This window comes from Leifsonia shinshuensis (assembly GCF_022606355.1).
GTDB classification, from domain to species: domain Bacteria; phylum Actinomycetota; class Actinomycetes; order Actinomycetales; family Microbacteriaceae; genus Leifsonia; species Leifsonia shinshuensis_B.
The window spans coordinates 88,110-100,188 of record NZ_JAHHZQ010000005.1 but is presented as its reverse complement, the minus strand read 5'-3'; the positions used below and the strand labels follow the sequence as shown (position 1 = coordinate 100,188).

9 protein-coding genes are annotated in these 12,079 nt (G+C 68.5%); 7 read left to right on the top strand and 2 right to left on the bottom strand.

Annotated elements, in window-relative coordinates:
* Positions 1-38 precede the first annotated feature (38 nt).
* Positions 39-1,808, top strand: coding sequence for a DEAD/DEAH box helicase (locus KNO15_RS19120; RefSeq protein WP_241705407.1), 1,770 nt, complete (start codon positions 39-41; stop codon positions 1,806-1,808).
* A gap of 78 nt (positions 1,809-1,886) precedes the next feature.
* On the opposite strand, the gene KNO15_RS19115 is transcribed toward KNO15_RS19120, so the two are convergent.
* Entirely contained in the window at positions 1,887-3,089 is a 1,203-nt protein-coding gene (locus KNO15_RS19115) for an ROK family transcriptional regulator (protein WP_241705406.1), read from the bottom strand.
* A gap of 131 nt (positions 3,090-3,220) precedes the next feature.
* On the opposite strand from KNO15_RS19115, the gene KNO15_RS19110 reads away from it, so the two are divergent.
* Together KNO15_RS19110 and KNO15_RS19105 are read left to right on the top strand one after the other, a co-directional pair.
* Entirely contained in the window at positions 3,221-4,465 is a 1,245-nt protein-coding gene (locus KNO15_RS19110; RefSeq protein ID WP_241705405.1) for an extracellular solute-binding protein, read from the top strand.
* A gap of 85 nt (positions 4,466-4,550) precedes the next feature.
* Positions 4,551-5,507, top strand: a complete 957-nt coding sequence (locus KNO15_RS19105) for a nucleoside hydrolase (protein WP_241705404.1) — start codon at positions 4,551-4,553, stop codon at positions 5,505-5,507.
* Positions 5,508-5,570: 63 nt separating this feature from the next.
* On the opposite strand, the gene KNO15_RS19100 is transcribed toward KNO15_RS19105, so the two are convergent.
* On the bottom strand, positions 5,571-8,726 hold the full coding sequence (locus tag KNO15_RS19100) for a LamG-like jellyroll fold domain-containing protein (RefSeq protein ID WP_241705403.1): 3,156 nt from the start codon (positions 8,724-8,726) through the stop codon (positions 5,571-5,573).
* Between the two features lie 192 nt (positions 8,727-8,918).
* Here KNO15_RS19100 and KNO15_RS19095 point away from each other — a divergent pair, with 192 nt between their 5' ends.
* The 4 genes from KNO15_RS19095 to KNO15_RS19080 all read left to right on the top strand — a co-directional run bounded on the left by KNO15_RS19095 (position 8,919) and on the right by KNO15_RS19080 (position 12,008).
* On the top strand, positions 8,919-9,905 hold the full coding sequence (locus KNO15_RS19095; protein WP_241705402.1) for a carbohydrate ABC transporter permease: 987 nt from the start codon (positions 8,919-8,921) through the stop codon (positions 9,903-9,905).
* A 1-nt stretch (position 9,906) separates the two neighbouring features.
* Positions 9,907-10,800, top strand: coding sequence for a carbohydrate ABC transporter permease (locus KNO15_RS19090; protein ID WP_241705401.1), 894 nt, complete (start codon positions 9,907-9,909; stop codon positions 10,798-10,800).
* Between the two features lie 76 nt (positions 10,801-10,876).
* Positions 10,877-11,422, top strand: coding sequence for a hypothetical protein (locus KNO15_RS19085; RefSeq protein ID WP_241705400.1), 546 nt, complete (start codon positions 10,877-10,879; stop codon positions 11,420-11,422).
* Position 11,423: 1 nt separating this feature from the next.
* Positions 11,424-12,008, top strand: a complete 585-nt coding sequence (locus KNO15_RS19080; protein WP_241705399.1) for a TetR/AcrR family transcriptional regulator — start codon at positions 11,424-11,426, stop codon at positions 12,006-12,008.
* Positions 12,009-12,079 lie beyond the last annotated feature (71 nt).

The window sequence follows — 12,079 nt, the reverse complement described above, 5'->3', positions numbered from 1 at the left end:
GCATGGTGGGCGCACCGTGCGGGGACTACCGTTGAACGATGACCACGCCCGGAGACTCGCAGAGCGAGACAGAGACCGACGACACACTGACCTTCTCCGACCTGGGGCTGGACGGCGCTGTGCTCCGCGCCCTGAAGGACGTCGGCTACGAGACCCCGTCCGCCATCCAGGCGGCGACGATCCCCCTCCTCCTGGAGGGCCGTGACGTCGTCGGGCTCGCCCAGACCGGAACGGGCAAGACGGCCGCGTTCGCGCTCCCCATCCTGTCCCGGCTCGACCTGGCGCAGAAGAACCCGCAGGCGCTCGTCCTGGCGCCCACCCGCGAACTGGCACTGCAGGTGGCGGAGGCGTTCGAGAGCTACGCGACGCACCTGAGGGGCGTGCATCTGCTGCCGGTCTACGGCGGACAAGGGTACGGCGTGCAGCTCTCGGCGCTGCGGCGCGGCGTGCACATCGTGGTCGGCACGCCCGGCCGCATCGTGGATCACCTCGACAAGGGGACGCTCGACCTCTCCGAACTCAAGTACCTCGTGCTCGACGAAGCCGACGAGATGCTGAAGATGGGGTTCGCGGAGGATGTGGAGACCATCCTCGCCGACACCCCGGAAGACAAGCAGGTCGCACTGTTCTCGGCGACCATGCCTGCGCAGATCCGCCGCATCTCGAAGAAGTACCTCCACGACGCCGAAGAGGTCACGGTCGCGACCAAGACCACCACGTCGGCGAACACGACGCAGCGCTACCTCGTGGTGTCGTACCCGCAGAAGATCGACGCCCTGACGCGCATCCTCGAGGTGGAGAACTTCGAGGGCATGATCATCTTCGTCCGCACCAAGAACGAGACCGAGAGCCTCGCGGAGCGGCTGCGGGCGCGCGGCTACTCGGCGGCCGCGATCAACGGCGATGTCGCCCAGACCCAGCGCGAGCGCACGGTCGACCAGCTGAAGTCCGGCAAGCTCGACATCCTGGTCGCCACGGATGTGGCCGCACGCGGCCTCGACGTCGAACGCATCAGCCACGTGATCAACTTCGACATCCCGATCGACACAGAATCGTATGTGCACCGCATCGGCCGCACGGGTCGCGCGGGGCGCAGCGGCGCCGCGATCAGTTTCGTGACCCCGCGCGAACGCCGACTGCTCACCGCCATCGAGAAGGCCACCCGCCAGCCGCTCACCCCGATGCAGCTGCCGAGCATCGAGGATGTCAACGTCACCCGGCTCGCTCGCTTCGACGACGCGATCACGGAGGCCCTCGCTCGCGAGGATCGCATCGCGCGGTTCCGCGAGATCATCGGCCACTACGTCGAGCACCACGATGTGCCCGAAGCCGACGTGGCCGCCGCCCTCGCCCTCGTCGCCCAGGGCGACGAGCCACTGCTCCTCAGCGCGGACGACGCCCTCGCGCAGCGCGTCGAACGCGACTCCCGGTCCGATGACCGCGGTGATCGCTCCGACAGGAACGGTGGACGAGGCGACCGATCGCAACGACGAGCGCGGAACGACACGCCCATGGCCCCCTACCGCATCGAGGTGGGCAAGCGGCACAAGGTCGAACCACGCCAGATCGTCGGCGCTCTGGCGAACGAAGGCGGCCTGAGTCGCGAAGACTTCGGGCACATCCGCATCATGCCCGAGTTCTCCATCGTCGAGTTGCCGGCCGACCTGCCCGCCGAGACGCTCTCCCGCCTCTCCGGCACGCGGATCAGCGGCAAACTGATCGAGCTCCGACCCGACCGCGGAGCCCGCCCGCGCCGCGACGCCCCGCCGCGCGACGATCGCCCGCCGCGCAAGCCGCGGCGTCGCTGAGCTTCCGCGGGGTGCTGAGCGCCGCGGGCACCGGCTGGGGATGCCGCTGAAGCGCGGTGCTGGAGGACCTCGCGCCGGTCAGGGGGTCCGGGTTGTTGCCTCGACCGCCCCCAGCGCGGCGGCCGGTCGCGGAAAGCCCGGGCTCGTGCCGCTCTCCCGCTCGAGTTGGGCGGCGATGTGGTCGAGCGCGAGCTTGAGCGCCCCGATGGCGACGGCATCGCCGCCCAGCGTCGACAGGACGAGCGGGACGGGACGGCCGGCGTACCGGTCCACATAGCCGGAGACGGGCCGCAGGATGGTCTCGCCGCCCTGGGAGACGCCACCGCCCAGGACGATCTTCTGCGGATCGACGGCCAGGGCCATCGCCGCGATACCCTTCGCGAGACTGCGGGCGAACAGGTCGAGGGCCGCCGCGGCGGCCGGGTCGCCCGCGGTCGCCGCGCGGAACATGGCCTCTCTGGTGGGTTCGAGCCCGGCCTCGCTGAGGCGCGCGACGTGGTCGGGAGCCTCGGCCCAGCCCAGCTCCGGGAGGGCGCCGACCAGGCCTGCGCCCCCGTTGTGCCCGCGGAACACCCGCCCGCCGATGAGGAGTGCTGCACTCGTCCGGTTGCCAGAGAGGATGTAGACCACGTCGTCCGCACCGACGGCGCTCCCCCGCCAGTATTCGGCGGCGAGCCCGAGGTTGTTGTCGCTCTCCACGAGAACCGGCACGCTCCACGCCGCGCTCAGCTCGCCCCGGATGTCCGTCCCCGCCCAGCCCGGCAGCCCGACACCCCCGTAGCGGGTGACCGTCCCTTCGGCGTCGACCTCCCCGGGAACCCCCACTCCGACGCACCACACGCCACCGGGCTCGAGCCCTGCCTCCGCGACGGCTTCTTCGAGCACGCGCCGGGCCGCGGCGAACCGCGTCTGGACCGTGTCCGACTCTTCGACGTCGGCCCGCCGGATGGCCAGAACCCGACCGTCGAGGTCGGCCACGGCGGCGAGGACCTTGTGCACACCGATGTCGACGCCGGCGACATGCCCCACCTCGGCCGCGAACACGTAACGCTTCGCGGGTCGGCCGGGACGCGCGCGACCGGCGGAGTCGTCTTCGGCCCGGATCCAGCCGAGCTCGAGGAGGTCGCGCACGATCTCCTCCACCGCGGTCCTCGACAGGCCGAGGTCGGCGGCCAGCGTCGTGACCGTCTGCGAACCGGCCCGGAGGACGGCGAGCGCCGCTCCGGTGTTCATCCTGCGGAGGAGCGACCTGTCTCCTGCTGCGCTTCTCGCGACTGTCATCGTCCCAAAATAGCAAAGTTGGTTATTTATCACCCCGGCACCGCTTGACAGGGAGTGTGTGCGTGTCTTAATTTAATTGCCAACTTGGATATTTATTAACAGGATCCACATCCCCAGATCGGAGTACCCGAATGAAACGACGAGCAGTACAGATCGCGGTCGCCGCGACCGCGGCGGCACTGGCGCTGACCGCATGCTCGGCTCAGTCCGGAGGGTCAGCGAAGACCACTCTCACTGTCGTCGCCGCAGACTACGGAACCGGCCCGGCGAACACCAGCCAGAAGTACTGGGAAGGCCTCGCCACCCAGTTCCACAAGACCCACCCGGACATCGACGTGAAAGTCCAGACGATCGCCTGGTCGGACTTCGACACCAAGGTGCAGACGATGGTGCAGAACCACCAGTACCCGGACGTCGTCGAGGGGGACTACTTCAATGCCTACGCGAAGGCCGGCCTGCTCTACAAGGCGGAGGACGTCCTCTCCCCCGCGACGCACGACAACCTGCTCTCGGCGTTCACGAACCTCGGGACCTACGACGGCGTCCAGTACGGGATGCCGTTCACGACCAGCGCCCAGGCCCTGTTCTACAACAAGAAGCTGTTCGCGCAGGCAGGTATCAGCACCCCGCCGGCGACGTGGGACGACGTCCAGGCGGACGCGAAGAAGATCGCCGCCCTGGGCAAGATCGGCCTGGGCCTGCCCCTCGGCCCGGAGGCCGCCGACGGCGAGGCGTTCATGTGGATGCTCGGGAACGGCGGCGAATACCAGACGTCGAGCGGCTCCTGGGTGATCGACAGCAAGGCCAACGTGGCCACGTTCGACTACCTCACGAAACTCACGGACGCCGGTCTCACGCAGCCGAACCCCGGCACCTCGAACCGGACCGACCTGTGGCAGCAGTTCGCCCAGGGAGAGATCGGCTTCATGAACGACGGCCAGGGCGCGCTCATCCCGATCATCAAGAAGGCCGGAGTCCTCACGGACGCCGATTGGGGCACCGCGCCCCTCGTCGGACGGACGAAGGCCCTCGACACGACACTCGGCGTCGCAGACCAGCTCTACGCGTTCAAGGGCGACGGCAGCAAGCGGGCCGCGCTCAAGCAGTTCCTCGACTTCACCTACCTCGACAAGAACCAGCTGGCGTTCGATCGCGAGTACATCCTCCTCCCCGCGACGACGTCCGCCGTGAAGGCGCTGTCGACGGACCCGGTCTTCGCCCCCTTCCTGACCGCCCTGCCGAACGCCAGGCAGCTGCCGAGCGACCCGGTGTGGACCTCGCTCCAGGGCAAGCTCAAGAACACGATCGGCACAGCCGTCACCTCCGACCCCGCCGCCGTCCTCGGGACGTTGCAGCAGGCAGCAACCGGCAAGTAGCCCGTGACACGCAGCGCCCTGGCCGGCGGGCCTCCCTCGCCGGCCAGGGCGCTGTTCTGCGTCCGGACCGAACCAGAGAGAGCACATGAGCACGACACTCTTCATCGAGACAGACATCCACGACGACGTCGACGATGTCGGCGCCCTCGCCGTCGCCCACGCACTGTCGCAGGCCGGACGTGTGCGTCTGGGCGGCGTCAACGTCAACACCCGCAGCGTGTGGGGTCCGCGCCTGGTCGCGGCGATCAACGACTACTACGGGCTCCCCGTGCCGGTCGGCGCCCTCCAGCCGCCGACCGAGACCCTCGGGTCACAGGAGTTCGTGCGTGGGACGACGCGGCTGTTCGGCTGGGACCGGCCGGTCCCGACAGCAGACCCGGTGCGACTCCTGCGGAGCGTGCTCGCCGCCGCGGGCCCGTCTGGGGTGACCGTGGCGTCGCTGGGCTTCTTCGACAACCTGGTCGGCCTCCTCCGGTCGGGTCCCGACGAGTTCTCCCCGCTCGGCGGCCGCGACCTGGTACGACGGTCCGTCGATCGCATCGTCGTCATGGGCGGCGCGTTCGGCGGTGCGCGACCGCCGGGGCCCGGAGGTGGCGAGTACAACTTCGCGGAGGACCCGGCGCTCACAGCCGAGTTCCTCGACGCGTGGCCGGGCAGGATCGACTTCGTCGGCTGGGAGGTCGGGCACCAGGTAATCTCCGGCCGGCGGATTCTCGAGTCGCACGGACGGGAGAGCCCGGTGGCGACCGCCTACCAGCTCCACAGCGGTTTCGGGAACGGGCGCCCGAGCTGGGATCCGATCGCCGTCCTGCTCGCGGTCGACCCCGCGTGGTCCGCGTTCGCCTGGAGCGAGGCCGGGGTCGTTAGCGTCGACGCGGAGGCCGCCAGCTCCTGGGCGCCGGCGACGGGCGGCCCACACCGCTACGCCGTGCGCACAGCCCCGGCGACCGACGTCGCGGACACCATCGACGACTGGCTGTGCCGTCCGAGCGATACCGCGACCGGTGCCGACCGCGTCCGGGAGGAGGCCGCCTCGGCCTGAGCGCCGGTTCGCGCACGAAAAGCGGGGTGGGGATCATTCCCCACCCCGCATTCGCGCGCCCGGCTAGTAGCCGCGATCCATCGCGAACACGTCGGTGTCCGCGACGGCCTTGCTCCAGATCCGGACGTCGTCGACCACGCCGTCCGCGGCCCAGCGGTACGACGTCCCGCCAGGGATGCCGATACCGATGTTCCAGCCTTGCGTCCCGTAGTCGCGTGCGGTCGCGCCGGGCGTGAATCGCGCCGTCGCCTGCCAGACGTCGTCGACATAGAGGTCGACCGTTCCCAGGGTCTTGCTCACGACACCTGTCACCGAGTGCCAGCCTCCCGGCGCGTACCTGCTCGAGGACTGGGCGTCGGCACTGCTTCCGTCGGACAGCAGGTGCACCATGTGGAAGTGCCCCTGGTTGTCGAAGTAGAGGCCCAGGTTGAAGCCGCTCTTCATGACGATCCCGTAGTCGGCGTTGTTGGCCGATCCGCTGCCTGCGGGGAGGCTGTTCGCCTTGAACTGCGCGGAGAGGGTGTAGTCGCCCGCCTGCACCTGCTGCAGCGCTGCGGTGTTCGGAAGCGCCACGTACCCGCTGCCGCCGTCGAGGGCGATGCCTGAGCCACGTCGGCCTGCGCCCCAGGACGCGCCGGCCGCGAGCGTTCCGACGACGGCGCCGTCGACGCTGGCCGTCGTCGTCCCGGTGCCTTCGTCGAAACTCCACTGACCCGCGAGCGCGTCGGCGAGCTTGGCGTTGTCGATGATGGTGATGTCGTCGACCGACATCGCCCCGCCGTTGTGGAGCCCCCAGATCAGCCGATAGTCGCCGAACGCATCCGTCGTGAACGTCACCGTCTTCGACCGCACCACCCCATCCGCCGGATCATTCCACGACGTCGCACCCACATCATGCGCGTTCCCACCCGCACCGGTCCTGGCCAGGAAGTAGTAACCCCCACCCGACCCCGGCGCCGCCAACGGCCGATACCGGAAGGTGACCGAATACGACGTCAACGGCTGCAACTGGATCTTCGACGTGTCCGAATACAAGAACTCGTAGTAGTCCGTCGTCGTCGCCGTCGACCCGTACGCCGAGTACGACCCCGCCACCACCTTCGACGGATCCGACGTCACCGTGCCATACGTCCCCCCGAAACCCGCCGTGTACGACGAACCCGCGAACGAACCACCCTCGAACGACTCCCTGGCGTTGTCGATGATGGTGATGTCGTCGACCGACATCGCCCCGCCGTTGTGGAGCCCCCAGATCAGCCGATAGTCGCCGAACGCATCCGTCGTGAACGTCACCGTCTTCGACCGCACCACCCCATCCGCCGGATCATTCCACGACGTCGCACCCACATCATGCGCGTTCCCACCCGCACCGGTCCTGGCCAGGAAGTAGTAACCCCCACCCGACCCCGGCGCCGCCAACGGCCGATACCGGAAGGTGACCGAATACGACGTCAACGGCTGCAACTGGATCTTCGACGTGTCCGAATACAAGAACTCGTAGTAGTCCGTCGTCGTCGCCGTCGACCCGTACGCCGAGTACGACCCCGCCACCACCTTCGACGGATCCGACGTCACCGTGCCATACGTCCCCCCGAAACCCGCCGTGTACGACGAACCCGCGAACGAACCACCCTCGAACGACTCGGTCGGTGCGGTCGCCGCCGCGCCTGAGCCGACGACGATGTTCCCGATCGGGTAGCGGCCCTGCGCGTCCTTACCGGCGATCGCGAGTGTGATCGCAGGGTTGCCCGCCGCGTCGACCATGGCGATCCTGAGCTGGTAGCTGCCGGCCGGAACGGTCGATGGGAGCGTGAACCGTGACGAGACGGGGTAGGACGACCCGCGGACGAAGTCGCGCTGATCGAACGCGGAGTCCGTGCCGCTCCACACCGTGGTGCCGGCGGAGTCGGTGAGGTACACCTTCAACGGATACTGCTTCCAGGCGCGGCCGACAGCCCGGTTCACCCAGTCCTGACGGAGTTCGAGCGTCGAGCCGGCCATGACCGAACGCGGGTAAGACGCCTTGGTGAGCACGAAGCGGTAGCCCAGGTTGTTGTTCGCCCGTGCGATGATCGCGGGTTCGTTGTCGGCGAAGGCACGCGCACCCCCGTCGCCGTCCCAGCCCATGACCGTGAGGTAGTTGGGGTGGAACCGGAACGCCTCGTCCAACCGAGTCGAGAGCGTGTACGGGAAGCCGGGCGGTAGCGGGTAGCCGTCGTAGAACTCGAGGGTCGTCGGCAGCCGGCGCGGACTCCGGAAGGCGTCCTGCAGCCCAGCCGCGTCGTACTCGTGCAGGCCGCCGGCGACACCGTCACGACGGAAGGTCACGTTCGGCGTGTTGTTCAGTGCGTAGTCGAACGCCGACCACTGCAGGAACTGCGAGTACGAGGAGGCGTTGGCCGTGGGCGGCTGGACCCCGTTGGGGCCGTCGCGGTACTCGTACGAATCGGACAGGTTGAGCACCTTGTCCGGAAAAGCGGTCGACCACTCGTGGACGATCTGCTGGAGGGTGGACTCCCGGGCGGCGATGCTGGAGAAGTCGTGCCCGCTGTGCCACTCCCCCCACTCGCCGTATCCGCGGAGGTCGACCGTGTCGATGGCCGGGTTGGAGTCGTAGTGCGCTCCGAAGGCCTGCATGAAGCTGTGCAGGCGCGTCATGTAGTTCGGATTCTCGTAGTCGGCGACCGTGTACGTGAACCCCGCGGAGCCGTTCGGCTGCAGGCAGGCAGGAGGGGTGAGCGTCGCGTCGTCGCACCGGGTCTGCAGCCCGACGTTGTACGGAGCGCTCGACAGCCAGCCCGGCGCGCCCTTCGCGTAGTTGTAGGGATAGATCACCATGGTGTCCGTCGAGATGCGCAGGTGGATGCGCTTGCCCTGGGCCGCCCAGTAGCTGATCGCGTTGTCGACCATCGACCAGTTGTAGACGCCGGGCGACGGCTCCAGCTCCGCCCAGTCGGACAGCACGGCGACGTTCGAGAAGTCGGGATAGGTCCCCGTCCTGCCCTCGTCGTTGTGCCCGGGGATCGCGTTGTCGATGAACACCCAGCCCATGCCCGGGTTCGTGATGGTGTCAGAGATCTCCGTCGGCCGGACGGTGACCAGTGACGACGCGTCCGAGGGACTGATCGAACCCGCTGCGTGCGCCGGGGCCGTGACGACGATCGAGCCGACGAGCGCCCCCGCCGCGATCACCGCCGTCAGGGCGGTCCGTGGTCTCATTCTGTGTCGCATACCGTCTCCTTCGAGGTCGGCGAGGGGAGGGGGAGGGTCGACGATTTGACGCGTCCCCGTCCCGTCACGTAATTTGATTGCCAACTTGGATATTTATTAATATCCTACGAAGACCCCCTCGACAAGAGGTGTCCGGATTCGACGTCGAACCGTGTGTCCCACGCTCGGCAGGAAGGACTGGTGACAGCCGTGGCGGCCCCTCCCATCTCCGCAGCGCCCGAAGCGCCGGCCGCGCCCATGCGGTCCGCGCCGCCCGAGGCACGGCGCTCGCCCGGTCGACGCGTCGGCGTCGCACGCCGGCTCGCTCCGCTCGTCTGGATCGGACCCGCGATCGCGCTCGTCGGCTTCGTCGTGATCTGGCCCGCCGTCGTGATGGTGCAGACGTCCGTGCAGACCATCGGACCGGACGGCTTCGTGCAGGGCGGAGCGGGATTCCGCAACTTCGCCCATCTGCTGGCCGAACCCGCGCTTGCCGGTGTCGTGGCACGGACCATCGTGTGGGTCGCCGGCGTCGTCGCCGCGACCATGATCGCCTCCCTCGCTCTGGCGCAGCTGCTCGACCAGCGCTTCCCCGGCCGTCGCATCGCGCGTCTCGCGCTGATCGCGCCATGGGCCGCCTCGGTGATGATGACGAGCATCGTGTTCCGCTGGGCTCTCAACTCGAACAACGGTGTGATCAACGTCTTCCTCCACGACATCGGCGTGCTGAAGGCGTTCAACACTCGCGAGGCCGACTGGCTCGGCAACCCGGCGACCGCGCTGCCCTGGATGATGGTCGTCGCGACGTTCGTCTCGATCCCGTTCACCACTTACGCCATCCTCGCCGGTCTGCAGGCCATCCCGGACGAGGTGAACGAGGCGGCCAGGATGGACGGCGCCTCCGGCTGGCGCATCTATCTCTCGGTGACCCTGCCGATCCTGCGGCCTGCCCTCCTCGTCGCCCTTCTCATCAATGTCATCAACGTGCTCAACTCCTTCCCGATCATCTGGACGATGACGCGCGGAGGCCCCGGCTATGAGACCAGCACCACGACGACCTTCATGTACCAGCTCAAGCAGTCCGACATCGGCGAGTCCGCCGCGATGTCGATCGTGAACTTCGCCCTCGTGATCGTGGTCGTGCTGCTGTTCCTGCGCATCAACCGATCCTCGAGGGAGGCCGACTGAGATGGCGACCACTCTGCTGTCCACGCCGTCGTCCGCGCCGCAGACCTCCCAGGCGCCGCGCGCGACGCGATCCCGTCGGCGGCGCGCGACCGGCCGCACGATCGTCCTGGCGACGGTCGCCTACCTCGTCGCGATCGTCTTCGTGCTCCCGTACGCCGAAATGGTCATCTCCGGCCTGCGACCCGCGAACGAGCTCTCCGCCAGGACCTACCTTCCGACAGCCCTCGACTGGTCGAACTTCGTCGATATCTGGTCGACCGGCCTCGCGACCAACCTGCGCGTGAGCCTCATCGTCGCGGGCGGAGCGACACTCCTGGTGCTCGCCGTCGCCCTCCCGGCCGCGTACTACACGGCCCGGCACCGGTTCCGCGGGCGCGGCGCGTTCCTCCTACTGGTGCTGGTGACCCAGATGTTCCAGCCCGCGGCGATGCTCGTCGGCATCTACCGCGAGTTCCTCAGCCTCAACCTGATCGACTCGATCGCCGCCCTGATCCTGGTCAACGCGGGGTTCAACCTCGCTTTCGCGACCTGGATCCTCAACGCGTACTTCGCCTCCATCCCTGTCGAGCTGGAGGAGGCCGCCCTCCTCGATGGGATGACCCGGCTGGGAGCGCTCCGGCGGATCACGATCCCGCTGGCGATGCCCGGGATCGTCACCGCGCTCATCTTCACCTTCATCGGAACCTGGAACGAGTTCCTCGTCGCGCTGACCCTGACGACGACTCCGGAGAACCAGCCCCTCACCGTCGCATTGAACGCCTACATCGGTCAGTATCAGGTGGATTGGGGGCACCTGTTCGCCGGCTCGGTCATCGCGACCATCCCGGTGATCGTGCTCTTCGCGTTCATCGAGGGCAAGGTCGTCGGCGGGCTCACGGCGGGCTCGGTGAAGTAGCTGCAGGTGCCTCCGAGGGCCGGCCAACGGTGCAGCGCCACCCATGAATTAGCACAACTGTGCTACTTTAACGACCATGGTCTTGGTAGCGATCGTCGTGTGCGAAGTGGCGTTCTGGGTGGCACTGCTGGGCGGGCTCGCGGTCCGCTATCTGGCGGGGAGGCCGCGGCTGGGGATGGCGTTGGTGTTCCTCGCTCCGGTGATCGACCTCCTCTTGCTGGGCTTCGTGGCGATCGACCTGCTCGGCGGCGGGACCGCGTCGTGGCATCACGGGCTGGCGGCCCTGTACATCGGCATCTCCGTCGCCTACGGGCATCGGATGATCGCCTGGGCGGATGCGAAGTTCGCCACCCGGTTCCGTGGCGCGCAGCCGCGGCCGAAGCCGGTCGGTGCGGCGTACACGATCGCGTGCTGGAAGGACGCGGCGCGGACGCTGCTCGCGGTGGCGATCGCGGGCGCGATCGTCGGGGGCCTGGTCCTGATCGTCGGCGCACCGGAGCGGACCGAGGAGCTGCTCGGGCTGTTCCCCCTGCTCGGGATCGTGCTCGGGATCGACGTGCTCTGGGCCGTGAGCTACACGCTGTGGCCGAAGAAGCCGGCACCCGGTCAGGCGGTGGGGTGAGATGCCGCGCCTGATCGACCACGACGAACGCAACGACGTCATCGCCCGTGCCGCGATCCGCGTGCTGACGCGCGACGGGTTGGCGGCACTCTCGGTCCGCAACCTCGCCGCGGAGGCCGGTATCGCCACCGCTTCGCTGCGCCGTGCGTTCCCGACACAGGACGCCCTGCGCCAGTTCTGCTTCGACCGGATCCGCGATGCGGTGGCGACGCGGATCGCTGCGCTGAGCGGGGAGGGCACCACGCTCGTCCTCGCGCTCCTCCTCGAGCTCCTCCCGCTTGATGCGACCCGCCGGGTCGAGTTCGTCGCCCAACTGCAGCTCGGCAGCCTCGCACTCACCGACGCGACCCTGCAGCCGAGTGTGGTCAGCCTGTCGCAGGATGTGCGCCGGGCGTGCACGTCCGCGGTGGCCGAGCTCGCACGGTGCGACGCGCTCTCGGCGGGGAGCGACGCCGAACTCGAGGCGGAGCGCCTCCACGCCCTCCTCGACGGGCTCGCCCTCCAGCTGCTGTGGGAACCGCGAGCCGACGCGACCGGCTACGCCACGAGGATCCTGACCCGCCACCTCGACTCGTTGACCGGTTGATCGGGACACCTCCACCCGGCCTCCACCCGCGGGGGGAGCCGGATCGTGCGCGGCGCACGTAGACAGGAGTG

Bases quoted from the DNA above. Each gene is read 5' to 3' on its own strand.
- KNO15_RS19080 (WP_241705399.1), top strand. From the start codon at position 11,424: ATGCCGCGCCTGATCGACCACGACGAACGCAACGACGTCATCGCCCGT.
- KNO15_RS19110 (WP_241705405.1), top strand. From the start codon at position 3,221: ATGAAACGACGAGCAGTACAGATCGCGGTCGCCGCGACCGCGGCGGCA.
- KNO15_RS19090 (WP_241705401.1), top strand. From the start codon at position 9,907: ATGGCGACCACTCTGCTGTCCACGCCGTCGTCCGCGCCGCAGACCTCC.
- KNO15_RS19115 (WP_241705406.1), bottom strand. From the start codon at position 3,089: ATGACAGTCGCGAGAAGCGCAGCAGGAGACAGGTCGCTCCTCCGCAGG.
- KNO15_RS19120 (WP_241705407.1), top strand. From the start codon at position 39: ATGACCACGCCCGGAGACTCGCAGAGCGAGACAGAGACCGACGACACA.
- KNO15_RS19085 (WP_241705400.1), top strand. From the start codon at position 10,877: ATGGTCTTGGTAGCGATCGTCGTGTGCGAAGTGGCGTTCTGGGTGGCA.
- KNO15_RS19105 (WP_241705404.1), top strand. From the start codon at position 4,551: ATGAGCACGACACTCTTCATCGAGACAGACATCCACGACGACGTCGAC.
- KNO15_RS19100 (WP_241705403.1), bottom strand. From the start codon at position 8,726: ATGAGACCACGGACCGCCCTGACGGCGGTGATCGCGGCGGGGGCGCTC.